Raw genomic sequence first — 24,378 nt, 5'->3', positions numbered from 1 at the left:
GGCATGGAAACGCGCGCAGATGTACTGATTGTCGGTGCCGGTATGGTCGGCAGCGCCCTGGCCCTGGCATTGCGCCACAGCGGCCTGCAAGTTGTCCTGCTCGACGGCGGCCCATTGTCGGTCAAGCCGTTTGACCAGCAAGCCGCGTTCGAGCCGCGGGTCAGTGCCTTGTCGGCAGCCAGCCAGCGCATCCTCGAGCGCCTCGGCGCTTGGGATGGCATCGTCGCCCGGCGCTTGTCGCCGTACACCGACATGCACGTGTGGGACGGCAGCGGCACCGGCCAGATCCACTTCTCGGCGGCCAGTGTGCACGCCGACCTGCTGGGCCACATCGTCGAAAACCGGGTAGTCCAGGACGGCCTGCTGGAGCGCTTGCTCGACAGCGACATCGGCCTGCTGGCCAATGCCCGCCTGGAGCAGATGCGCCGCTCCGGTGATGAGTGGCTGCTGACCCTGGCCGATGGCCGTCGCCTGCGCGCGCCACTGGTCATCGCTGCCGATGGCGCCAACTCGGCGGTGCGCCACCTGACCGGCTGCGAGACCCGCGAGTGGGATTACCTGCACCAGGCCATCGTCACCAGCGTGCGCTGCAGCGAGGCGCACCAGGCCACCGCCTGGCAGCGCTTCACCGACGAGGGGCCGCTGGCCTTTCTGCCGCTGGCGCGTGATGGCGGCCAGCAGTGGTGCTCGATCGTCTGGTCGACTACCCCAGAGCAGGCCGAGCAACTGATGAGGCATGATGATGCCGTCTTCGCCGAGGCGCTGCAGCGCGCCTTTGAGGGGCGTCTGGGTCAGGTCCTTGAGGTTGACCCTCGGGTCTGCGTGCCGCTGCGCCAGCGCCACGCCAAGCGCTATGTGGCTGAAGGTCTGGCATTGATCGGCGATGCCGCCCACGTGATTCACCCGCTGGCCGGGCAAGGCGTCAACCTGGGCTTTCTTGATGCCGCCGTATTGGCCGAAGAACTGGTACGGGCCTGCGAGCGCGGCGAGCGGTTGGCGGATGTGAAGGTACTGAGCCGCTACGAGCGCCGGCGCATGCCGCACAACCTGGCGCTGATGGCGGCCATGGAGGGCTTCGAGCGGCTGTTCCAGGCCAATCCGTTGCCGCTGCGCTGGCTGCGCAACAGTGGTTTGAAGCTGGTCGAGCAGTTGCCTGAGGCCAAGGCGCTGTTCGTGCGGCAGGCGCTGGGCTTGTCTGGCGATCTGCCGGAATTGGCCCGGCCCTGACTGCAACATCTGGTAACTGCTCAGCGGGTGAGCTGCTTAATGGTATTCACTACCATTCGCAGCTCAATCACCCGCGAGGAATACCCGATGTTGCCACGCAAGCACCTACTGGCCGCCCTGGCCCTGACCCTGTTCGGCGGCACCGTGCAGGCGGCGGACGAAGTGGTGGTGTACTCCTCGCGCATCGATGAGCTGATCAAGCCGGTGTTCGACGCCTACACGGCCAAGACCGGGGTCAAGATCAAGTTCATCACCGACAAGGAAGCGCCGCTGATGCAGCGCATCAAGGCCGAGGGCCAGAACGGCGTGGCTGACCTGCTGCTGACCGTGGATGCCGGCAACCTCTGGCAGGCCGAGCAGATGGGCATTTTGCAGCCGATCAAGTCGGACGTCATCGACGCCAACATCCCCCCTCAGTACCGCGCCAAGTCCCATGACTGGACCGGTCTGAGCCTGCGTGCGCGGACCATCGTCTACTCCACCGAGCGGGTCAAACCGAGCGAGCTGAGCACCTACGAGGCGCTGGCCGACAAGCAGTGGGAAGGGCGCCTGTGCCTGCGCACTGCGAAAAAGGTCTACAACCAGTCGCTGACCGCGACCATGATCGAGACTCACGGCGAGGCCAAGACCGAGCAGATCATCAAGGGCTGGGTCGGTAACCTGTCCACTGACGTGTTCTCCGATGACACCGCTGTGCTACAGGCCATCGAAGCCGGCCAGTGCGACGTGGGCGTGGTCAACACCTACTACTACGGCCGCCTGCACAAGCAGCAGCCCGATCTGCCGATCAAGCTGTTCTGGCCAAATCAGGGTGACCGTGGCGTGCACATCAACCTCTCGGGCATCGGCCTGACCAAGCATGCGCCGCACCCGGAAGCGGCGAAAAAACTGGTGGAGTGGATGACCGGCGAAGAAGCGCAAAAGCTGTTTGCCGACATCAACCAGGAGTTCCCGGCCAACCCACAGGTCAAGCCATCGGCTGAAGTGGCCGCCTGGGGCACGTTCAAGGCCGACAGCCTGCCGGTGGAAGTGGCCGGCAAGCGCCAGGCAGAGGCGATCCGCCTGATGGATCGGGCTGGCTGGAACTAAGCGCCAGGCTTTATGCTTGAAATTCCCTTCGGGGTGATGCCGGTCAGTTAAGCCAATGGGGCTGCTCTGCAGCCCTTCGCGGCGGTCCGGCGTCCCGGCAAGCCCGCTCCCACAGGTACAACGCTGGAGTCAGACTTCGCGCGTTCCCTGTGGGAGCGGGCTTGCCGGGACGCCGGACCGCCGCGAAGGGCCGTAAAGCAGCCCCAACTCATAAACGAGACTCTGGATTTGTCCCACGCTCCCCAACGCCGCTGGTATCTGCCGGTCGGCCTGATCGCCGCTCTGGTACTGCTGCCGCTGAGTGTTCTGCTGCTGTCGTGGCAGTCGGTCGATATGCAGATCTGGTCGCACCTGCTCGACACCCAAATGAGCCGTCTGCTGGGCAATACCCTGACCCTGGTGCTTGGCGTGGGCATCGGCGTTACCGTGCTTGGGGTGAGCCTTGCCTGGCTCACCAGCCTCTGCGAGTTCCCCGGGCGGCGCTGGCTCGACTGGGCCTTGATGCTGCCGTTCGCCATTCCGGCCTATGTGCTGGCGTTCGTATTCGTTGGCCTGCTGGATTTCGCCGGGCCGGTGCAGAGCGCCCTGCGTGAGCTGTTCGGGCCGATGCGCCTGCCGCGCGTGCGCTCGACCGGCGGGGTAATCACCGTGCTGGTGCTGGTGTTCTACCCCTACGTGTATCTGCTCGCGCGCAGCGCTTTCATGGCTCAGGGCAAAGGCCTGATGGAAGCAGCGCGGGTCCTGGGCCTTTCGCCGGTGCAGGCGTTCTGGCGGGTTGCGTTGCCGATGGCGCGGCCCGCCATCGGCGCCGGCATCGCCCTGGCGCTGATGGAAACCCTGGCGGATTTCGGCGCCGTAGCGGTGTTCAACTTCGACACCTTCACCACCGCCATCTACAAGACCTGGTACGGCTTCTTCAGCCTGTCCAGCGCGGCCCAGCTGGCCAGTTTGCTGCTGTTGGTGGTGATGCTGGTGCTGTATGGCGAACGCCGCGCTCGCGGTGCCAGCCGCAGCGGTAACGAGCGGCCACGGGTGCAGGCGTTGTATCACCTGCGCGGGCTCAAGGCGTGGGCGGCCAGCGGCTGGTGTCTGCTGGTGTTCGCCTGCGCCTTCGTCATCCCGCTGCTGCAACTGCTGGTGTGGTTCTGGCAGCGTGGCCGGCACGACCTTGATGAGCGCTATGTCGGCCTGGTCATGCACACCCTGTACCTTGGCGCGATGGCGGCACTGATCACGGTCAGCGCGGCGTTACTGCTGGCGTTTGCCCGCCGCCAGGCACCGACCGGGGCTATCCGCGCTGGTGTCGGCCTGGCCAACCTGGGTTATGCCTTGCCCGGCTCGGTGCTGGCGGTGTCGATCATGCTGGCGTTCAGTTACCTCGACAATCAACTGGTGGTGCCGCTGTCGCAATGGCTGGGCGGTGCCGGCCGGCCGTTGCTGCTGGGCAGCCTGGCGGCATTGTTGCTGGCCTATCTGATGCGCTTTATCGCGGTCGCCTATGGCCCGCTGGAAAGCAGCCTCGAGCGGATTCGACCGTCACTGCCGGAAGCCTCGCGCAGCCTCGGCGTCGGCGGGCCGAGATTGTTTTTCAAGGTATATCTGCCGTTGCTGGTACCGGGCGCTCTGAGCGCTGCCTTGCTGGTGTTCGTCGATGTGCTCAAGGAGATGCCGGCAACCTTGCTGATGCGTCCGTTCGGCTGGGATACCCTTGCCGTACGGGTGTTCGAGATGACCAGCGAGGGCGAGTGGGCACGCGCTTCGCTGCCCGCGCTGACGCTGGTGCTAGTCGGCCTGTTGCCGGTCATCGGCCTGATACGCCGTTCGGCCCGTCGCCCGGGTCAGACTCACTGAGGATGCCAGTCCGCGCCCTTGCCGCTACAATGCGCGCCATTCGCTGCGGCGGGTCCTACAAGATCAGGTGACGATTAAACGTCGCCGACCGTCGCCGCTTCGCCACGCCCGGAAGGAGAAACCCATGGGACAGCGCACACCTTTGTACGACTGGCATTTGGCGCTAGGCGCCAAGATGGTCGACTTTGGCGGTTGGGACATGCCCCTGCACTATGGCTCGCAAGTCGAGGAGCACCATCAGGTGCGCGCTGACTGCGGCGTATTCGACGTCTCGCACATGACGGTGATCGATGTCGATGGCCCAGCAGCCACACGCTGCTTGCAGTACCTGCTGGCCAATGACGTGGCCCGCCTCGGCAGTACAGGCAAGGCGCTCTACAGCACCCTGCTGAATGAACAGGGCGGGGTAGTCGACGACCTCATCGTGTATTGCACCGAAGCGGGCTATCGGCTGGTGGCCAATGCCGCTACCCGAGCCAAGGTCGTCGCCTGGCTGCAGGCGCACAGCGCCGGCTACGAGGTCAACGTCACGCCACGTCCGGAGCTGGCCATTATCGCCATCCAGGGCCCCCGTGCTCGCGACAAGGTGGCTGAGCTGGTGTCCTGGTCGCGCGCAGCGCTGATCCGTGAGCTGCAGCCATTCGAAGGCGTGGCCGAGGGCGATTGGTTCATCGCGCGCACCGGCTACACGGGCGAAGACGGCCTGGAGATCATTCTGCCCGCCGAACAAGCCCCGGTTTTTTTCAATGACCTGGTTGGCGCCGGTATCGCCCCCAGTGGCCTCGGCGCGCGCGATACCTTGCGCCTGGAAGCCGGGATGAACCTGTACGGCCAGGACATCGACGAGCAGCACACCCCACAGACCTCCAACCTCGGCTGGTGTATTGCGTGGCAGCCGGCCGAGCGCGAGTTCATCGGCCGCAGTGCGCTGCTCAATGAAATCGAGCACGGCGTGCAGGAAAAACTGGTTGGGCTGGTGCTCGAAGAACGCGGCGTGCTGCGTGCCCATCAGGTAGTTCGCGTCGCCGGGATTGGCGAAGGGGAGATCACCAGTGGTAGTTTCTCTCCTACGCTGAGCAAGTCGATTGCCCTGGCGCGTGTGCCGATGGCCACCGGCGAGCGCGCCGAGGTCGAAATTCGCGGCAAGTGGTACCCGGTGCGGGTGGTCAAACCGACCTTCGTGCGCCACGGCAAGATTCTTATCTGAAAAATTACCTGGCGGGTCGACCGCTGATCCCTGACATCGAGGACCCTACGACATGAGCAATATTCCCGCCGAACTGCGTTTTGCCGAAAGCCACGAATGGGCACGGCTGGAAGCCGATGGCACGGTAACCGTTGGCATCAGCGATCACGCCCAGGAGGCTCTGGGTGACGTGGTTTTCGTTGAGCTGGCTGAAGTTGGCAAAGTGTTCGCAGCAGGCGACGCTGCTGGCGTGGTCGAGTCGGTCAAGGCCGCATCGGATATCTACGCGCCGGTGTCGGGCGAAGTGATTGCGGTCAACGAAGCCTTGGCGGACAGCCCCGAATCGCTCAACGACAGCCCTTATGAGTCGTGGATCTTCAAACTCAAGCCGACCAACACTGCCGAGCTGGACAAGCTGCTCGACGCCGCTGGCTACAAGGCCGCTATCGGCGAGTAATCGCCTCCGCTGCGGCGCTTATCGCTCCTGGGCCGGCACGGCTGGCCCAGGAGCGGTCGCTATCACTCAGTCGCCACCATCGGTAGCAACAGCGCGGGCTTATTCAGCTACAGCGTTTTTGGCCAGGATGGCATTGGCCAGTTGCATGTCGCTTGCCTCCAGGCCTGGATTGTCGGCTCGTACCTGACGCATCGCAGCTTCAAGGAACGGCCCGCGAATAGCCCCTGCACTGGCAACGAAGCTGCCGGCATCGTCCTGCGCAGCGACGATCATCTTGTGATCCTTGAACGTCAGGTAGGTCGACGCAGTAGTTGCGCCGGACGAGATGACGTTGTGCCAGAAACTGTCGGCCATGGCCGAGCCAACGGGCAGCGAAAGCAGGACAGCGGCGGCGATGGCTGTTTTGAAACGCATGCTGAAGTACCTAGGAGGGTGGGCGGATAATGCTTGCTTGGATGCTCGATACACAGGCCAAGTTCCTTGCGCGCTAAGGAATATTCGTCAGCTGCAGACGCTCAGCACTTCACTCAGACTGGTCAGCCCGCGGGCGATCTTGGCCTCACCGTCGCTGCGCAGATCGCGCAGGCCATCGCGCAGGGCATGCTGACGCAGCTCCGCCAGGTCGGTCGCCGGGCCAATGCTGCCGAGCAGGGCTGTACCCGGTGTGAGCAGCTCAAATAGCCCGATACGGCCCAGGTAACCGGTACTGCGGCATGCCCGGCAGGGGATAGGCGGCTGCGCTGACTGGCCTTTGCAGGTGGCGCACAGGGTGCGCACCAAGCGCTGGGCCATCACCCCGATCAATGTGGCTTTGATCAGGTAATCGGCAACGCCCAACTCTTGCAGGCGAACAATCGCTGCGCAGGCATCGTTGGTGTGCAGGGTCGACAACACCAGATGGCCGGTCAGCGCTGCCTGCATGGCCACCTGAGCGGTTTCACGGTCGCGAATCTCACCAATCATGATGATGTCCGGGTCTTGCCGCAGCAGGGCGCGCACGCCGTTGGCAAAGCCCAGGTCAAGGCTGGGCTGCACCTGCAGCTGGTTGAAAGCGGGTTCCAGCCGCTCGATCGGGTCTTCGATGGTGCACAGGTTGATCTCAGGCGTGGCCAACCGCTTGAGGCTCGCGTACAGCGTGCTGGTCTTGCCCGAGCCGGTCGGCCCGGTTACCAGAATGATGCCCTGACGCTGGCGCAGCAGTGCCTGCCAGCGGTGCCGCAGCTCGCCATCGAGGCCGAGCCGGTCGAAGTCCTCATGCAACTGCTGCGGGTCGAACAGGCGCAGCACCAGCTTTTCGCCAAACGGGGTGGGCAGGGTCGACAGGCGCAGCTCGACTTCCATCTCGCCGGCCAGCCGCGTCTTCAGGCGACCGTCCTGCGGTCGGCGTTTCTCCGCAACATCCATGCGGCCAAGATGCTTGAGGCGGCTCACCAGCGCCAGGGTCACGGCCAGCGGAAAGGCATACACCGTGTGCAGCAGGCCGTCGATGCGATAGCGCAGCTGGCCTTGTTCACGGCGCGGTTCGAGGTGGATATCGCTGGCGCGCTGCTCGATCGCGTACTGCAGCAGCCAGTCGACGATATGCACGATGTGCGCATCCTCCGCGCCAGCCTCGCCCTGGCGCTTGCCCAACTCCAGCAACTGCTCGAGCTCGCCAAGGCTGGCATCCTGTTGCAGGCCGGCACCCTGCACCGAGTGGGCCAGGCGGAACAGGCTCTGGCTCAGTTGGCGAATGTGCACCGGGCTGGCCAGCACACGCTGGACGCGCTTGCCCAGGCTGCGTGCCAGATCATGCTCCCACTCACGCTGAAAGGGCTGCGCACTGGCCACGGTGACGCTGTGCACATCGACCGCCAGAGCAAGGATGCCATGGCGGTCGGCGAAGGCGCGCGAGATCAGGCTGCCGACCTGGGCCAGGTCGATCTGCAGCGGGTCGAGCCGGACGAAGGGCTGCTGCACGACATCGGCCAGCCATTGGCACAGGCTGTCCAGATCGAGGACATGGCCGGGGCGCTGCTGATCGCTGAGGTTCAGGCTGGCGATGATTTCGAGCGGGTGGCTGCTGCACTGGTTTGGCTGCTCAAGGGCGCGCAGGACGTCACCGGGTTGCAGGCGGTGGTCGGCGAGCAGAGCGTCGAGGAGGCGTTTGAGGTCGAGGTCGTGGCTGTCTTGGGTATGCATCGCGGCGGCGTCCGTGCCGAAAAGGTACAGGCAAGGCTAGCCGCCTGGACAGCTTTGGCGTCGATGCAACGATTGCGGGGTTTTACTGGCTGAAATTTGCGTCGTATTCAGTAAATTGGGGCCGCTTTGCGCCCCTTCGCGGGTGAACCCGCTCCCACCGGGACTTGTAGCGCCGCCTAAACCTGTAGCCTGCGAAGCAGGCCCAGCACCTATCAGCCTGCTGCTACGCCTTGCAACTGCGGCAAGTTGCTCAGCTCGACTTCGCCGACACAAACCAGATTGCGCAGCTTCTGGGCGATGACTTCGGCGCGATGCCAGCTCAAACCATCAATGCCGATTTCCAGCTCCAGCCAGTCGCCCTGCTGACGCATCTGCACACTATTGGGCGTGAGGAACTGCATCGCGAACAGGTTCAGCACTCGGCACAGGCTGTCTGGCTCAGCCTCGGCTTGCAGTTGATAACGCACGTGGCTGTGCGCCGCGCTGGCGGCCCAGACGTCGGAGCGGGGCAGGGTGTCGGGCCGTTCAAGTGCGTTCATATGATTCTCCTCCAGGACGGAAGAAATTCTGCCACGCGGCAGGCGGCATTTTTTCGCTATGATTGAGACGATTTGTCAGCTAGGCAGATTGATCAATTCGCCTATTGGCGCCTTGGAGAATAATTAATGCAAAGCGAACTGGACGCCTATGACCGGCGCATCCTGCAGCTGCTACAAGAGGATGCTTCATTGTCCAGCGCGCAGATTGCCGAACGCGTCGGCCTGTCGCAGTCACCTTGCTGGCGGCGTATTCAACGGCTGAAGGAAGAGGGGGTGATTCGCGCTCAGGTGACCCTGCTCGACCGCAAGAAGGTCGGCCTGAATACACAGATCTTTGCCGAGGTGAAGCTCAACGCCCACGGGCGGTCCAACTTCGCCGGCTTCACCGAAGCGATCCGTGAATTCCCCGAGGTGCTGGAATGTTACGTGCTGATGGGGTCGGTCGACTTCCTGTTGCGCATTGTCACCCCGGACATCGAAGCTTACGAACGATTCTTCTTCGAAAAGCTGTCGAATGTGCCAGGGATCCAGGAGGTCAACTCGATCGTGGCCTTGTCCGAAATCAAGTCCACGACCAGCCTGCCGTTAGCGCGTTGACGGCGACTTGAGCAGGTGCTTCCAGGCGCGGTTCTGCTCGATCGCACGGGCCTGCTCGACGCGGGCGATCAGCAGTTCGTCGTTCTCTTCCTCGCCCAACGGCTGCTCAGCCAGCTTGTGCAGCTTGTTCAGCTCGCCATAGAGGCGATCCATTTGCGGCACGTCGAGCACCTGGCGGGCGTGGCGCAGCCAGGTCAGCAGGGTTTCGATGCGTGGCAACTGCTCGCCAAGGTCTTCCGGCTGCTGCACATAACGCTCTTGCAGCTTCAGCGCGCGGGCTTCTTCGCCGACCAGGTGTTGCAGCCAGTTGGCCAACTGCGCCTTGCCCTGGCGTTCGCCACGGCCTTTGCGCTCGACGGTCCAGGCGCGGGCCAGCAGCCAGCGTGAGGTTTCCAGCGAGAACTGGCCCCAGCGTGGGTCTTGCAGCTCTTCGCTGAACTGCTCGGGCGCGGCGCGGCGGACGTCTTCGTCGTCGTTACCGGCCTGTACCAGCGGGCGCCAGTCTTCCAGCAGCGCGTCGAGGCTGGCGCGCAGGGCGCTGGTGGTCGCGCGCGGCGCGGCCTGGCCCATGCTGCCGGCCAGGGCGCGCAGCTCGCTCAGGCACTGCACCCAGTCCTGCAGCAGGCGCCAGTGGCCGCTGTGGCGGTACTGCTCGGCCAGCCGTTGGCTGCTCGCCAGCAATTGCCAGGCCAGGGCGGTGAAGGCATCGTCGACCGGCATTTCGGCGTCGAGCTCGGCACTCGGCAGGTCCAGCTCGTAGCTGTCTGGCTCAAGCAGGCGATAGCCGCGCTCGGCCTTGCTGATGTCGCAGGGCATCAAGGGCAGGCTCGCGGCCAGCTCGGCGGCCAGTTCCAGCAGGGCTTCAGCGGAACCTTCGCGCAGCTCAAGCTCCAGCTCGCAGATTTCTTCCTTGCGCTTGCCAGCGATGACAAAGCCTTGGTCCAGCGCTGCTTCGATAACCACTTTGGCCTTGCCGCGGCCCCAGGAGATCTCGGCGAACTCGCGGGTGAAGTCGGTGGTGAACAGCGGTTTGATGGTCTTTTTGTCGAGCTCGGCGAGTTGCTCGGGCCAGCAGCTGGCGTCGAGTTTTTTCAGGTCGAGCTTGGCTTTTTCCAGCGGCCACTCGAATTCGTTGCGCTCAGACAGGCCTGCGACGCTCTGGCCACGGCACTTGAGGGTCTGGATGACGGCATCGCCATCGCGGCGCAGACGCAGGGCGACACGCGCGGCGGACAGCTCACGCTCAGGGGTGTCGAAGTACTGGTTGAGCAGTTCGCGGGTCTGCCAGCCGGACTTGTTGCGCTTCTTCAGCAGGGGGTGCTCACGAAGGGCGGTGAGAGTCTCGCGGCTGGCGCGGAGTTTGAGTTCGGTTTCTTTGTGCATCGCGGGCTCGAAGGAGGGGCATCGTTGCAAGGCAGTCTACAGCAGTCAGCCGTGCTGCTGTGATCCGACTGGTCGGTTGCCCCGGTGCAGCGGCCTTGCGCCGTCTACGTCAGGCGTTGTTATGATGGGCCGACGTTTTCGAGGAATCCGCGCATGCCGTTGCCATCGCTGAAAGACCAGTTCGCCGCCCTGATCGCCGCGCCATCGGTCAGTTGCACCCAGCCCGCACTGGATCAGTCCAACCGCGTGGTAATCGACTTGCTCGCCGGTTGGCTGGCTGACCTTGGCTTCACATGCGATATCCAGCAGGTCACCCCCGGCAAGTTCAACCTGCTGGCCAGCCGCGGCACGGGCCCTGGCGGGCTGATTCTGGCTGGCCACAGCGACACGGTGCCGTTCGACGAGCAGTTGTGGCAGAGCGACCCGCTGAAACTGACCGAGGTGGGCGATCGCTGGGTTGGGCTGGGTAGTTGCGACATGAAAGGTTTCTTCGCGCTGGTGATCGAGGCCGTGCTGCCGCTGCTCGAACATGACTTCAAACAACCCCTGCTGATCCTTGCTACGTGCGACGAAGAAAGCTCGATGTCCGGCGCCCGCGCCCTGGCCGAGGCCGGTCAGCCGCTTGGCCGCGCAGCGGTGATCGGCGAGCCGACCGGGCTCAGGCCGATTCGCCTGCACAAGGGCATCATGATGGAACGCATCGATATTCTCGGCCGCAGCGGCCATTCGTCAGACCCAAGCCTGGGCCACAGTGCGATGGAAGCGATGCACGCAGTGATGACCGAGATGATCGGCCTGCGCCAGCAATGGCAGCAAACCTACAGCAACCCGCAGTTCACCGTGCCGACGCCGACGCTGAACTTTGGCTGCATTCACGGTGGCGACAACCCCAACCGGATCTGCGGCCAGTGCGCGCTCGAGTTCGACCTGCGGCCATTGCCCGGGATGGACCCGGAGCAGCTGCGCGCGGCCATTCGCGCCAAGCTGGTGCCGCTGGCCGAGCAGCATCAGGTGAGCATCGACTACAAACCGTTGTTCCCTGAGGTGGCGCCGTTCGAGCAGGCCGCCGACAGCGAGCTGGTACGTGTGGCCGAGCGCTTGACCGGGCACCGCGCCGAAGCGGTGGCCTTCGCCACCGAGGCGCCGTACCTGCAACAGCTGGGCTGCGAGACCATTGTGCTTGGGCCGGGCGACATCGCCTGTGCTCACCAGCCCGGCGAATACCTTGAAATGTCACGTATCGAGCCTACCGTGCGTCTATTGCGTGACCTGATCAGGCACTATTGCCTGAGCTAAACGTCCATTGAGCTGATTCGTTCCTGCCTAGAGGAGAGTGCGCGTGACCGCAAGCCTGTTCCGACGATGACCTCGCACCGTTGTGCGTCTTGACCGTTCTCCGTCCACTTAGCCACAGGCCCTGTCATGCCCGATTACGTAACCTGGCTCCGCCACGCTTCGCCGTACGTCAATGCTCACCGTGACTGCACCTTCGTCGTCATGCTGCCCGGCGACGGCGTCGATCACCCCAACTTTGGCAATATCGTCCACGACCTGGTGCTGCTGCACAGCCTTGGCGTGCGCCTGGTGCTGGTGCACGGCTCGCGCCCGCAGATCGAAAGCCGCCTGGCCGCCCGTGGCCTGACCCCGCATTACCACCACGGCATGCGCATTACCGATGCCGCCACCCTGGATTGCGTGATCGACGCGGTCGGCGCCTTGCGCGTGGCAATCGAGGCGCGCCTGTCGATGGACATGGCCTCCTCGCCTATGCAGGGCGCACGACTGCGCGTGGCGTCCGGCAACCTGGTCACTGCACGGCCGATCGGCGTGCTCGAAGGGGTCGACTACCACCACACCGGTGAAGTCCGCCGGATCGACCGCAAGGGCATCAATCGCTTGCTCGACGAACGCTCGATCGTGCTGCTGTCGCCGCTGGGCTACTCGCCGACCGGCGAGATCTTCAATCTGGCCTGCGAAGACGTCGCCACCCGCGCAGCTATCGAACTGGCCGCCGACAAACTGCTGCTGTTTGGCGCCGAACCCGGCCTGCTCGATGAAAACGGTCGGCTGGTGCGCGAGCTGCGCCCGCAACAGATCGCGCCGCACCTGGCACGGCTGGGCAGCGACTATCAGGGCGAACTGCTCGATGCCGCCGGCGAGGCGTGCAAGGGCGGCGTGGCGCGTAGCCATATCGTCAGTTATGCCGAAGACGGTGCGCTGCTCACCGAGCTGTTCACCCGCGACGGCGGCGGCACTTTGGTGGCGCAGGAGCAGTTCGAGATCGTCCGTGAGGCGAGCATCGAAGACGTCGGTGGTTTGCTTGAGCTGATCAGCCCGCTGGAAGAGCAGGGCATTCTCGTGCGCCGTTCGCGCGAGGTGTTGGAGCGTGAGATCGAGCAGTTCAGTGTGGTCGAGCGCGACGGTCTGATCATCGCCTGTGCGGCGTTGTACCCGATTGCCGATTCGTCGGCGGGGGAGCTGGCGTGCCTGGCGGTCAACCCGGAGTACCGCCACGGCGGCCGTGGCGATGACCTGCTCGAGCGGATCGAATCGCGGGCGCGCACGCTCGGGCTGAAGACCCTGTTCGTGCTGACCACGCGCACTGCGCACTGGTTTCGCGAACGCGGCTTCGAGCCCAGTGGCGTCGAGCGGCTGCCGGCGGCGCGGGCTTCGCTGTACAACTTCCAGCGCAACTCGAAGATCTTCGAGAAGACCCTGTAAACCTCACGCCACTATGAAAAACGCCGTCTGATCAGACGGCGTTTTCATTTACACGGTGTGCAGATACCAGTTGTACTCGAGGTCGGAGATCGAGTGCTCGAACTCCTCCAGCTCGCTTTCCTTGCACGCGACAAAGATGTCGATGTACTTCGGATCGATGTACTTGTTCAGCACTTCGCTGTCGTCCAGCTCGCGCAGGGCATCGCGCAGGTTGTTCGGCAGGCTCTGATCAAGCTGCTCGTACGAGTTGCCTTCGATCGCCGGGCCCGGTTCGATCTTGTTGGTCAGGCCGTGGTGCACGCCTGCCAGCACCGCTGCCATCATCAGGTACGGGTTGGCGTCGGCGCCCGCTACACGGTGCTCCAGGCGGACCGAGTCGGGCGAGCCGGTCGGCACGCGCACGGCGACGGTACGGTTGTCCAGGCCCCAGCTCTGTGCGTTGGGCACGTAGAACTGCGAACCGAAGCGGCGGTACGAGTTGACGTTCGGGCACAGGAACGCCATCGACGCGGGCAGGGTCTCGAGCACACCGCCGACTGCGTGGCGTAACGCGGCGTTCTGCTCGGGATCCTCGCTGGTGAAGATGTTGTGGCCATCTTTGTCCAGGATCGAGATGTGCACATGCAGGCCATTGCCAGCCTGGCCGGGGTACGGCTTGGCCATGAACGTGGTGTCCATTTCATGGTCGTAGGCAATGTTCTTGATCAGACGCTTGAGCAGCACTGCATAGTCGCAGGCCTTGAGCGCATCAGGCACATGGTGCAGGTTGACTTCGAACTGCGCCGGGGCGCTTTCCTTGACGATGGCGTCAGCCGGGATGCCTTGCTCTTTGGCACCTTCAAGGATGTCCTGCAGGCAGTCGGCGTATTCGTCGAGGTCGTCGATCAGGTAGACCTGAGTCGACTGCGGGCGTTTGCCCGAGATCGGCGAGCGCGGCGGCTGTGGACGGCCGTTCACGTTTTCCTGGTCGATCAGGTAGAACTCGAGTTCGAATGCGGCGCAGATGGTCAGGCCCATGTCGTCGAACTTGCTCACGACCTGGCGCAGCACTTCACGTGGATCGGCGAAGAACGGCTCGCCTTCGATCTCGTGCATGGTCATCAGCAGCTGAGCCGTAGGGCGCTTCTGCCACGGCTCGTTGCACAGGGTGTCAGGGATCGGGTAGCAGATGCGGTCCGCATCGCCGATGTCCAGACCCAGGCCCGTGCTTTCAACGGTCGAACCGTTGATGTCGAGGGCGAAGAGGGAGGCCGGCAGGTTGATGCCTTTCTCGTAAACCTTGTGGAGGCTGGTGCGCTCAATGCGCTTGCCGCGCACCACACCATTCATATCTGCAATCAGAAGGTCAACGTAGAGAACCTCAGGATGTTCCTTAAGGAACGCGTTCGCTTCGTTAAGCTGAACGGCACGCGGGGGTACCGACATGATGCAACACCTTTGTTGTTAAAAATATCAATCAAGGGGGGCTTGCAGTTCCAGTCAATCGGAAACGCAAACCGAAGTCAAGCCAACCCCTTAACGCCCTGAAATGGCACATCTACGGCAGATTTGCTGCATATCGGGGCGAAGCATTATCCGCTATTTAAGCCGAAAAGGGTTATCTCGGCCTGCCTGTCTTTTATTTTTTACGGAGGTGTTGTGTAAAAAAATGAACAAGGCTAAGCTCGGTCGCAACCCAAAACACAATAATACGAGGGTCATATGGTCCGCTTGTCGCGACCTGCAGGTGCTGTCTGTGCAGTGCTTTCAGGGACTCAATCCGTCCGCCGCAAGGGCAACGCTCAGCCATTTGCTGAGGCTGATGCTCTGGCCGCAATAATTGACGGTCGCCCCGGTCCATACGCCTTACGTCGCAGTCTGCTGCACCCCCTTCGCTTGTTCTGCCCTGTGAATGCTTCAAGGAATCCCGCCGTCGGCGTGGTTCCGATGACGTCCTGTGCGCGCAGTTTTGCAATGCCCGGCTACTCCATCCAGAATCAAGGCGCGGGTCTGCTGCGGCCCTTGCGCCGAGCCGGCTACCGCCTTGATCGACGCCCGACGTCAGCACTGCCCGAGCTATCCCGACCGGGCCACCTTACCTCCTGAGGTATTTATGAGTAACAACCTCGACCAGCTCACCGATTGGTTGAAAGAACACAAGATCACCGAAGTGGAATGCATGATCAGCGACCTGACCGGCATCACCCGCGGCAAGATCTCGCCGACCAACAAGTTTATCGCCGAAAAGGGCATGCGCCTGCCTGAGAGCGTGCTGCTGCAGACCGTGACCGGCGACTATGTCGACGATGACATCTATTACGAACTGCTCGACCCGGCCGACATCGACATGATCTGCCGACCTGACGAGAACGCGGTGTTTCTCGTGCCTTGGGCCATCGAGCCAACTGCTCAGGTGATCCACGACACCTACGACAAAAAGGGCAACCCGATCGAGCTGTCGCCGCGCAACGTATTGAAGAAAGTGCTCAAGCTCTACAGCGACAAGGGCTGGCAGCCAATCGTCGCGCCGGAGATGGAGTTCTACCTGACCAAGCGCAGCGAAGACCCGGACTTCCCGCTGCAGCCGCCGGTAGGCCGCTCGGGCCGCCCGGAAACCGGCCGCCAGTCGTTCTCGATCGAAGCCGCCAACGAATTCGACCCGCTGTTCGAAGACGTCTATGACTGGTGCGAACTACAGCAGCTGGACCTCGACACGCTGATCCACGAAGACGGCACGGCGCAGATGGAGATCAACTTCCGTCACGGTGATGCACTTCACTTGGCCGACCAGATACTGGTGTTCAAACGGACCATGCGCGAGGCTGCGCTCAAGCACAACGTTGCCGCCACCTTCATGGCCAAGCCAATGACCGGCGAGCCGGGCAGCGCCATGCACCTGCACCAGAGCGTGGTCGACATGCAGACCGGCAAGAACATCTTTGCCAACGCCGACGGCAGCATGAGCGCGCTGTTCCTCAACCACATCGGCGGGCTGCAGAAGTTCATCCCGTATGTGTTGCCGCTGTTCGCCCCCAACGTCAACTCGTTCCGCCGCTTCCTGCCCGATACCTCGGCGCCGGTCAACGTCGAGTGGGGTGAAGAAAACCGCACCGTCGGCCTGCGTGTGCCGGATGCCGGGCCGCAGAACCGCCGAGTCGAGAACCGTCTGCCAGGCGCCGATGCCAACCCGTACCTGGCCATCGCTGCCAGCCTGCTGTGTGGCTACATCGGCATGATCCAGGCCATCGAACCAAGCGCACCGGTGCAGGGCCGTGGCTACGAGCGGCGCAACCTGCGCCTGCCGCTGACCCTGGAAGATGCACTGGAACGCATGGAGAACTGCCATGAGCTGGAGCAGTACCTGGGCAAGAAATTCATCGCCGGCTACGTCGCCACCAAGCGCGCCGAACATGAAAACTTCAAACGCGTGATCAGCTCCTGGGAACGTGAATTCCTGCTGTTTGCCGTCTGAACCAAACCCGGCCCGCAGGAGCGCGGCTGTCGTACAACGGAGAAGCACATGAGCGTCAACAACCCGCAAACCCGTGACTGGCAAACCCTCAGCGGTGAGCACCACCTGGCCCCTTTCAGCGACTACAAACAGCTGAAGGAGAAGGGCCCGCGCATCATCACCAAGGCTGAGGGCGTGCACCTGTGGGACAGCGAGGGTCACAAGATCCTCGACGGCATGGCCGGGCTGTGGTGCGTTGCGGTCGGTTACGGGCGTGAAGAGCTGGTGCAGGCGGCAGAGAAGCAGATGCGCGAGCTGCCGTACTACAACCTGTTCTTTCAGACCGCCCACCCGCCGGCGCTGGAGCTGGCCAAGGCGATCAGCGACGTGGCCCCGGCGGGCATGACTCATGTGTTTTTCACCGGCTCCGGCTCAGAAGGCAACGACACCGTGCTGCGCATGGTTCGCCATTACTGGGCGCTCAAGGGTAAGCCGCACAAGCAGACCATCATTGGTCGCATCAACGGCTATCACGGCTCGACCGTGGCCGGTGCCAGCCTGGGCGGCATGAGTGGCATGCACGAGCAGGGCGGCTTGCCGATCCCGGGCATCGTGCATATTCCTCAGCCGTATTGGTTCGGTGAGGGCGGTGACATGAGCCCGGACGCCTTCGGTGTGTGGGCGGCCGAGCAGTTGGAACAGAAGATTCTCGAAGTCGGCGAAGACAATGTTGCGGCGTTTATCGCCGAGCCGATCCAGGGTGCTGGCGGGGTGATCATTCCACCAGAAACCTACTGGCCGAAGATCAAGGAGATCCTCGCCAAATACGACATCCTGTTCGTTGCCGATGAAGTGATCTGCGGTTTCGGCCGCACCGGCGAGTGGTTCGGTTCGGACTACTACGACCTCAAGCCTGACCTGATGACCATCGCCAAGGGGCTGACCTCCGGTTACATCCCCATGGGCGGTGTGATCGTGCGTGACAAGGTGGCCCAAGCACTCAGCGAAGGCGGCGATTTCAACCACGGCTTCACCTACTCCGGGCACCCGGTGGCGGCTGCGGTCGGCCTGGAAAACCTGCGCCTGCTGCGCGATGAGCACATCGTCGAGCGCGCCAGGACAGAAGCGGCACCGTATTTGCAAAAGCGTTTGCGTGAGCTGCAGGACCACCCATTGGTAGGCGAAGTGCGCGGCCTTGGCTTGCTCGGCGCGATCGAGCTGGTCAAGGACAAGGCAACTCGCAGCCGTTATGAGGGCAAGGGCGTCGGCATGATCTGCCGTAACTTCTGCTTCGACAATGGCCTGATCATGCGCGCCGTAGGCGACACCATGATCATCGCACCGCCGCTGGTGATCTCCCATGCCGAGATCGACGAACTGGTGGAAAAGGCGCGCAAGTGCCTGGACTTGACCTATGAGGCGGTGAAATAGCCGCCTGCTACGCTAGCGTTGTGACATTAAGCGGTTACAAGGGTCTGCTGTTGTTGATACAGCGCCTTGTAACTTGCCAGACTAGCGACTGATTCAGTCGCCCAGCGCTTGCACCATGGGACCTGGCTGCTGAACAGATGGCTTGATAATAAATTCTGGAGCATTACGCATGAAGAAAATGGGCAAGACGTTGCTGGCCGCCGCCCTCATGGGTGCCATGGCTACCGCAGTTCAGGCTGACGACAAAGTACTCCACGTCTACAACTGGTCGGACTACATTGCCCCGGATACCGTGGCCAAGTTCGAAAAGCAGACCGGCATCAAAGTGGTCTACGACGTGTTCGACAGCAACGAGACCCTCGAGGCCAAGCTGCTGGCAGGCAAGTCTGGCTACGACATCGTCGTACCGTCGAACAACTTCCTCGCCAAACAGATCAAGGCCGGCGTCTATCAGGAGCTGGATCGCTCCAAGCTGCCCAACTGGAAAAACCTCGACGAAGACCTGCTCAAGGCCGTTGGCGATGCCAGCGACGAAGGCAACAAGCACGCCTTCCCGTACATGTGGGGTTCGATCGGTATCGGCTACAACCCGGAGAAGGTCAAGGCCGCGCTGGGCGTGGACAAGATCGACTCGTGGGACACCGTGTTCAAGCCAGAGAACATGGCCAAGCTCAAGAGCTGCGGCGTGACCTTCCTCGACGCCCCGACCGAAATGATCCCGGCCGCCTTGCACTACCTGGGCAAGCCGACCAACAGCAAAGACAAGGCTGACCTGAAAGCAGCCGAAGACCTGTTCATGAAGATCCGCCCATCGGTGGCGTACTTCCACTCGTCCAAGTACATCTCCGACCTTGCCAACGGCAACATCTGTGTTGCAGTCGGCTACTCGGGTGACCTCGAACAGTCCAAAGCCCGTGCTCACGAGGCTGGCGACAAGGTCAAGCTGGCGTACACCATTCCCAAGGAAGGTGCCGGCACCTTCTACGACATGGTCGCCATCCCCAAGGATGCCAGCAACCTCGACGCTGCCTATCAGTTCATGAACTACCTGCTGCAGCCTGAAGTCATGGCCGAGATCACCAACGCCGTGCGCTTCCCGAACGGCAACAAGGCGGCGACTGCCCTGGTCGACAAGGACATCACCAGCGACCCGGCCATCTACCCGTCGGATGCGGTGAAGAAACAGCTGTACGCAATCAGCGATCTCGATGCAGGCACCCTGCGTCTGATCACCCGCAGCTGGACCAAGATCAAGTCGGGCAAGTAAGCCTGAGTGAAAGCCTCTGGGCCGCGGTTTTCGGCCCGGAGGCGCACTGCGACGAATAAGTTTGCCGCAGCGTTCCTGCAAGGGTAAGTTGCGCGCCGGTTTTGCCAGTCTGGCGGCGCCTTTATCACTGACGGCTACCGTCACCGAATGCACTGTTTGCCAAGGAGCATCCACTTGTCTAAATCTGTACTTCGCAAGGCCTTGCTGGCCGGAGCGGGCCTGACGCTGGCATGCAGCGTCCAAGCGGCGCCTACGGTGCATCTGTACAACTGGTCGGACTACATCGGGCCAACCACCCTCGCCGATTTCGAGAAAGAAACCGGGATCAAACCAGTGCAGGACGTTTTCGACTCTAACGAAACCCTGGAAGGCAAGCTGCTCGCCGGTCGTACCGGCTATGACGTGGTCGTGCCGTCCAACCATTTCCTCGGCAAGCAGATCAAGGCGGGCGCATTCCAGAAGCTCGACCGCAGTCTGCTGCCCAACTATGCCAACCTCGACCCGGCGCTGATGAAGCGCCTGGAGAAGAACGACCCCGGCAATCTCTACGCCGTGCCGTATCTGTGGGGCACCAATGGCATCGGTTACAACGTCGACAAGGTCAAGGCCGTGCTCGGCGTCGACAGCATCGACTCGTGGGCAGTGCTGTTCGAACCGGAAAACATGAAGAAGCTGTCCAAATGCGGTGTGGCCTTCCTCGATTCGGCTGACGAAATGCTGCCCGCGGTGCTCAACTACATGGGCCTCGATCCCAACAGCAGCAACCCCAAGGATTACGCCGCCGCCGAGAAAAAGCTGCTGGCCGTGCGCCCATACGTGACCTACTTCCATTCCTCCAAATACATCACCGACCTGGCCAACGGCGACATCTGCGTGGCCGCCGGTTTCTCCGGTGATGTGTTCCAGGCCAAGGCCCGCGCTGAAGAAGCGAAGAAGGGTGTCAACCTGGCCTACGCGATTCCCAAGGAAGGCGGCAACCTCTGGTTCGATGTACTGGCGATTCCGGCCGACTCGAAAAACAGCAAAGAGGCCCACGCTTTCATCAACTATCTGCTCAAGCCTGAGGTTATCGCCCAGGTCAGCGATTACGTCGGTTACGCCAACCCGAACCCCAAGGCTGGCGCGCTGATGGACCAGGATGTCAGGAACGACGCCGCGGTTTACCCACCGCAGGAAGTACTGGACAAGATGTTCGTCAACAGCGAGTTGCCGCCCAAGGTGCAACGTTTGATGACCCGCAGCTGGACCAAGGTCAAGTCGGGCAAATAATCATCCAGACCCGCCTCCTTGAGGGCGGGCTTAAAAATCTTGTTGGGAGTTTCACTCATGGCAGTTGCCTCCAGTGCCTATAAGAAAGCCCTCGAGGGTGGCCAGCAACCCAAGCAGGTGCTGGTCAAGATCGACCGGGTCACGAAGAAGTTCGACGAAACAATTGCCGTGGACGATGTGTCCCTGGAAATCCGCAAAGGCGAGATCTTCGCCCTGCTGGGTGGCTCCGGCTCCGGTAAATCGACCCTGCTGCGCATGTTGGCCGGGTTCGAGCGGCCGAGCGAAGGGCGCATCTATCTGGATGGCGTCGACATCACCGACATGCCGCCGTACGAGCGGCCGATCAACATGATGTTCCAGTCCTACGCCTTGTTCCCGCACATGACCGTGGCGCAGAACATCGCCTTCGGCCTGCAGCAGGACAAGATGCCCAAGGCCGAGATCGACGCCCGCGTGGACGAGATGCTCAAGCTGGTGCACATGACCCAGTACGCCAAGCGCAAGCCGCACCAGCTGTCCGGTGGCCAACGCCAGCGGGTGGCGCTGGCGCGCTCGCTGGCCAAGCGGCCGAAATTGCTGCTGCTCGATGAGCCGATGGGCGCGCTGGACAAAAAGCTGCGCTCGCAGATGCAGCTGGAACTTGTGCAGATCATCGAGCGGGTCGGCGTGACCTGCGTGATGGTGACCCACGACCAGGAAGAAGCCATGACCATGGCCGAGCGCATCGCCATCATGCACCTGGGCTGGATCGCTCAGATCGGCTCGCCGATCGACATCTACGAAACCCCCACCAGCCGCCTGGTGTGTGAGTTCATCGGCAACGTCAACCTGTTCGAAGGGCAGGTGGTCGACGACGCCGAGGGACACGCGCTGATCGCCAGCCCCGAGCTTGAGCGCAATATCTACGTCGGCCACGGTGTTTCCACCTCGGTCGAGGACAAGAGCATCCTCTACGCGCTGCGTCCAGAGAAGATGCTGGTCACCACCGAGCAGCCCAGCTACGAATACAATTGGTCGCGCGGCAAGGTGCATGACATCGCCTACCTGGGCGGCCACTCGGTGTTCTACGTTGAGCTGCCGAGCGGCAAGATCGTCCAGTCGTTCGTGGCCAACGCCGAGCGCCAGGGCACCCGCCCAACCTGGGGCGACGAAGTCTACGTGTGGTGGGAAGACGACAGCGGCGTGGTACTGCGCTCATGAAAATCCGCAAGCTCAAGCGAGCCTTCCAGCGGCTGGTCCCGGAGGGACGGCACCTGGTGATCGGCGTGCCGTTCATCTGGCTGTTCCTGTTCTTCATGCTGCCGTTCTTCATCGTGTTGAAGATCAGCTTTGCCGAAGCCGACGTGGCGATCCCGCCGTACACCGAGATCTACACCTACGTCGAAGACAAGATTCAGTTGGTGCTCAACCTGGCCAACTATGGGCTGTTGACCGAGGATGAGCTGTATATCTCGGCCTACCTCGGCTCGTTGAAGATGGCCTTCATCAGCACCGTGCTGTGCCTGCTGATCGGTTATCCGATGGCCTATGCCATCGCCAACGCGCGCAAGGAAAGCCAGACGGTTTTGCTGCTGCTGATCATGATGCCGACCTGGACCGCGATCCTGATCCGGGTCTACGCCTGGATGGGCATCCTCAGCAACAACGGGTTGCTCAACAGCTTCCTGATGTGGATCGGTCTGATCGATCAGCCACTGCAGATCCTCAACACCAACCTGGCGGTGTATATCGGCGTGGTCTATTCATACCTGCCGTTCATGATCCTGCCGTTGTTCGCCAACCTCGTGAAGCACGACCAGAGCCTGCTGGAAGCCGCTTCGGACCTCGGTTCGAGCACCTTCAACAGCTTCTGGAAGATCACCGTGCCGCTGTCGAAAAACGGCATCATTGCCGGCTGCATGCTGGTGTTCATTCCGGTGGTGGGTGAGTTCGTCATTCCGGAACTGCTCGGCGGTCCGGAAACCCTGATGATCGGTAAAGTGCTGTGGCAGGAATTCTTCAACAACCGTGACTGGCCGGTAGCCTCGGCGCTGGCGGTAGTGATGCTGGCGATCCTGATCGTACCGATCCTGCTGTTCAACCGTAGCCAGGCCAAAGAGATGGAGGGCAGAGCATGAAGCGTTTCAGTTTTTCCAAGCTGATGCTGGTGCTCGGCTTGCTGTTCATCTACCTGCCGATGCTGATCCTGGTGATCTACTCGTTCAACGCCTCCAAGCTGGTAACGGTATGGGGCGGCTGGTCGCTGAAGTGGTACATCGGTCTGCTCGACAACACCCAGCTGATGGGCTCGGTGATGCGCTCGCTGGAGATCGCCTGCTACACCGCGGTCGCCGCGGTGGCGCTGGGTACCCTGGCCGCGTTCGTGCTGACCCGGGTCACCCGCTTCAAGGGCCGCACGCTGTTCGGTGGCCTGGTCACGGCGCCGTTGGTCATGCCCGAGGTGATCACCGGTCTGTCGCTGTTGCTGCTGTTCGTGGCCATGGCGCAGATGATCGGCTGGCCGCAGGAGCGCGGCATCGTCACCATCTGGATCGCCCACACCACGTTCTGCGCAGCCTACGTGGCGGTAGTGGTGTCGGCGCGCCTGCGTGAACTGGACCTGTCGATCGAAGAAGCGGCGATGGACCTCGGTGCCAAGCCGTGGAAGGTGTTCTTCCTGATCACCATCCCGATGATCGCGCCGTCGCTGGCGGCGGGCGGCATGATGTCGTTCGCGTTGTCGCTGGATGACCTGGTACTGGCCAGCTTCGTCTCTGGGCCGGGCTCGACTACCTTGCCGATGGAAGTGTTCTCGGCAGTGCGGCTCGGGGTCAAACCCGAGATCAACGCCGTGGCCAGCCTGATCCTGCTGTCGGTATCGCTGGTGACCTTCATGGTCTGGTACTTCAGCCGCCGCGCTGAAGAGCATCGCCGCAAGGCCATCCAGCAGGCTATCGAGGAGGGTGCAGCGGCAAGCGTTGGCCAGCCTCAGGTACGTCGCCCGGCGCAGACTGCAGCGTCCGTCTGACCTACCTCGGGGGCCGCTTCGCGGCCCTTCGCGGGTAAACCCGCTCCCACAGGCATCGCGATCGTTTCAAGGGCATCGCGGTGCCAGTGGCGGCCCCGATACCGCTCAGCTTTCAATGGTGTGTGAGTGATCCGTACTTGCTGGGTCACCTCATTTTCATGAGTTCCTCAGAACCCTGTAGGAGCGGGTTTACCCGCGAAGGCCACGACACGGAATTACTGCCAGACCGTATCCCAATGCGGGTAATCGCCAATGCTGTCGACAAGCTTGGCCCGTACTGGGTTCTCAACGATATACGTCGCTACACTGCGCATGCTTTCTTCCCTACGCAGCGCCCGATCCTGATACCCGGCTTGCCAAACCGGCTTATAGCGAACGCCGGCCTTGTGCAAGGCAAGACTGGATCTCGACTTGAACCTGCGCATCAAAGTCCCCAGCGTCACCGACTTCAATTCGATCAGCCAATGCACATGATCTGGCATCACCGCCCAGGCCAACGACTGGCAGTCCTGTTCCTGATCTGACAAACGCAGCTGCTGCACAACGATGCGTGCTGTGTGTAATTGACCAAACAGCGCTTCACGCTGATGAGTGACCGTGGTCAGTAAATAACGCCTGCCAGGCTCGGACCAGCGGCCACGGCGCAGCAGGTAGGATTCGGCGAATGTCATGGTTCTTCCTTGAGTTTGACGCCCTCTTGAACCGTAGCCGTTGCCGCATGGAGAACGCGGTGCTTCTCGTTT

At 62.4% G+C, this 24,378-nt stretch carries 21 protein-coding genes; 15 read left to right on the top strand and 6 right to left on the bottom strand.

Going from position 1 to position 24,378, the window contains the following annotated elements:
• Window positions 1-3: 3 nt before the first annotated feature.
• The 5 genes from M2396_RS11045 to gcvH all read left to right on the top strand — a co-directional run bounded on the left by M2396_RS11045 (window position 4) and on the right by gcvH (window position 5,810).
• Window positions 4-1,227, top strand: coding sequence for a 2-octaprenyl-3-methyl-6-methoxy-1,4-benzoquinol hydroxylase (locus M2396_RS11045; RefSeq protein WP_259074736.1), 1,224 nt, complete (start codon window positions 4-6; stop codon window positions 1,225-1,227).
• A gap of 87 nt (window positions 1,228-1,314) precedes the next feature.
• Window positions 1,315-2,316 (top strand): extracellular solute-binding protein, encoded by a 1,002-nt coding sequence (locus M2396_RS11040; RefSeq protein ID WP_101315285.1) that lies wholly within the window; start codon window positions 1,315-1,317, stop codon window positions 2,314-2,316.
• Window positions 2,317-2,544: 228 nt separating this feature from the next.
• Window positions 2,545-4,167: an ABC transporter permease gene (locus tag M2396_RS11035; protein ID WP_409035097.1), complete on the top strand. Its 1,623-nt coding sequence runs from the start codon at window positions 2,545-2,547 to the stop codon at window positions 4,165-4,167.
• A 124-nt stretch (window positions 4,168-4,291) separates the two neighbouring features.
• Window positions 4,292-5,374 carry a glycine cleavage system aminomethyltransferase GcvT gene (gcvT, locus tag M2396_RS11030; RefSeq protein ID WP_259074735.1) on the top strand — a complete coding sequence of 361 codons (1,083 nt, stop codon included), beginning with the start codon at window positions 4,292-4,294 and terminating at the stop codon, window positions 5,372-5,374.
• A gap of 52 nt (window positions 5,375-5,426) precedes the next feature.
• The gene (gene gcvH, locus M2396_RS11025) at window positions 5,427-5,810 is read left to right on the top strand and encodes a glycine cleavage system protein GcvH (protein ID WP_150573484.1); all 384 of its coding nucleotides are present in this window, start codon (window positions 5,427-5,429) and stop codon (window positions 5,808-5,810) included.
• Window positions 5,811-5,909: 99 nt separating this feature from the next.
• Here the strand turns inward: gcvH and M2396_RS11020 are convergent, their stop codons facing one another.
• The 3 genes from M2396_RS11020 to M2396_RS11010 form a co-directional block, all read right to left on the bottom strand.
• Window positions 5,910-6,224 carry a DUF2388 domain-containing protein gene (locus tag M2396_RS11020; RefSeq protein ID WP_259074732.1) on the bottom strand — a complete coding sequence of 105 codons (315 nt, stop codon included), beginning with the start codon at window positions 6,222-6,224 and terminating at the stop codon, window positions 5,910-5,912.
• Window positions 6,225-6,311: 87 nt separating this feature from the next.
• Window positions 6,312-7,991 carry a GspE/PulE family protein gene (locus M2396_RS11015; RefSeq protein ID WP_259074731.1) on the bottom strand — a complete coding sequence of 560 codons (1,680 nt, stop codon included), beginning with the start codon at window positions 7,989-7,991 and terminating at the stop codon, window positions 6,312-6,314.
• Window positions 7,992-8,203: 212 nt separating this feature from the next.
• Window positions 8,204-8,530, bottom strand: coding sequence for a hypothetical protein (locus tag M2396_RS11010; RefSeq protein WP_101315296.1), 327 nt, complete (start codon window positions 8,528-8,530; stop codon window positions 8,204-8,206).
• Window positions 8,531-8,656: 126 nt separating this feature from the next.
• Here M2396_RS11010 and M2396_RS11005 point away from each other — a divergent pair, with 126 nt between their 5' ends.
• On the top strand, window positions 8,657-9,127 hold the full coding sequence (locus tag M2396_RS11005; protein ID WP_101315298.1) for an Lrp/AsnC family transcriptional regulator: 471 nt from the start codon (window positions 8,657-8,659) through the stop codon (window positions 9,125-9,127).
• Here the strand turns inward: M2396_RS11005 and M2396_RS11000 are convergent.
• Window positions 9,116-10,510 carry an inorganic triphosphatase gene (locus M2396_RS11000; protein WP_259074728.1) on the bottom strand — a complete coding sequence of 465 codons (1,395 nt, stop codon included), beginning with the start codon at window positions 10,508-10,510 and terminating at the stop codon, window positions 9,116-9,118. The genes M2396_RS11005 and M2396_RS11000 overlap by 12 nt on opposite strands.
• A gap of 153 nt (window positions 10,511-10,663) precedes the next feature.
• Between M2396_RS11000 and argE the strand changes: the two genes are divergently transcribed.
• A complete protein-coding gene (gene argE, locus M2396_RS10995; RefSeq protein ID WP_181105860.1) occupies window positions 10,664-11,806 on the top strand; it encodes an acetylornithine deacetylase in 1,143 nt (380 codons plus the stop codon).
• Between the two features lie 126 nt (window positions 11,807-11,932).
• Window positions 11,933-13,231: an amino-acid N-acetyltransferase gene (argA, locus tag M2396_RS10990; protein ID WP_101315304.1), complete on the top strand. Its 1,299-nt coding sequence runs from the start codon at window positions 11,933-11,935 to the stop codon at window positions 13,229-13,231.
• Window positions 13,232-13,279: 48 nt separating this feature from the next.
• On the opposite strand, the gene M2396_RS10985 is transcribed toward argA, so the two are convergent.
• Window positions 13,280-14,656: a glutamine synthetase family protein gene (locus M2396_RS10985; RefSeq protein WP_101315306.1), complete on the bottom strand. Its 1,377-nt coding sequence runs from the start codon at window positions 14,654-14,656 to the stop codon at window positions 13,280-13,282.
• A gap of 667 nt (window positions 14,657-15,323) precedes the next feature.
• Here M2396_RS10985 and M2396_RS10980 point away from each other — a divergent pair.
• The 7 genes from M2396_RS10980 to M2396_RS10950 all read left to right on the top strand — a co-directional run bounded on the left by M2396_RS10980 (window position 15,324) and on the right by M2396_RS10950 (window position 23,635).
• Window positions 15,324-16,682, top strand: coding sequence for a glutamine synthetase family protein (locus M2396_RS10980; RefSeq protein WP_101315308.1), 1,359 nt, complete (start codon window positions 15,324-15,326; stop codon window positions 16,680-16,682).
• 48 nt (window positions 16,683-16,730) lie between these two features.
• Window positions 16,731-18,092 carry an aspartate aminotransferase family protein gene (locus M2396_RS10975; RefSeq protein WP_101315310.1) on the top strand — a complete coding sequence of 454 codons (1,362 nt, stop codon included), beginning with the start codon at window positions 16,731-16,733 and terminating at the stop codon, window positions 18,090-18,092.
• A 169-nt stretch (window positions 18,093-18,261) separates the two neighbouring features.
• Window positions 18,262-19,359, top strand: coding sequence for a polyamine ABC transporter substrate-binding protein (locus M2396_RS10970; RefSeq protein WP_101315312.1), 1,098 nt, complete (start codon window positions 18,262-18,264; stop codon window positions 19,357-19,359).
• Between the two features lie 174 nt (window positions 19,360-19,533).
• Window positions 19,534-20,628, top strand: coding sequence for a polyamine ABC transporter substrate-binding protein (locus tag M2396_RS10965; RefSeq protein ID WP_101315314.1), 1,095 nt, complete (start codon window positions 19,534-19,536; stop codon window positions 20,626-20,628).
• Between the two features lie 57 nt (window positions 20,629-20,685).
• Complete coding sequence (gene potA, locus M2396_RS10960) at window positions 20,686-21,828, top strand: polyamine ABC transporter ATP-binding protein (protein WP_101315316.1); 1,143 nt, start codon at window positions 20,686-20,688, stop codon at window positions 21,826-21,828.
• Complete coding sequence (locus tag M2396_RS10955) at window positions 21,825-22,745, top strand: ABC transporter permease subunit (RefSeq protein ID WP_101315318.1); 921 nt, start codon at window positions 21,825-21,827, stop codon at window positions 22,743-22,745. Before potA ends, M2396_RS10955 begins: the two co-directional genes overlap by 4 nt.
• Entirely contained in the window at window positions 22,742-23,635 is an 894-nt protein-coding gene (locus M2396_RS10950) for an ABC transporter permease subunit (protein WP_101315320.1), read from the top strand. The genes M2396_RS10955 and M2396_RS10950 overlap by 4 nt, the downstream gene beginning before the upstream one ends.
• Window positions 23,636-23,850: 215 nt before the next feature.
• Here the strand turns inward: M2396_RS10950 and M2396_RS10945 are convergent, their stop codons facing one another.
• Window positions 23,851-24,306 carry an REP-associated tyrosine transposase gene (locus M2396_RS10945; protein ID WP_259074721.1) on the bottom strand — a complete coding sequence of 152 codons (456 nt, stop codon included), beginning with the start codon at window positions 24,304-24,306 and terminating at the stop codon, window positions 23,851-23,853.
• Window positions 24,307-24,378: the final 72 nt, after the last annotated feature.

Source organism: Pseudomonas sp. BIGb0278 (assembly GCF_024809895.1).
GTDB classification, from domain to species: Bacteria; Pseudomonadota; Gammaproteobacteria; order Pseudomonadales; family Pseudomonadaceae; genus Aquipseudomonas; species Aquipseudomonas shirazensis.
This window is presented reverse-complemented; position numbering and strand designations above follow the sequence as displayed.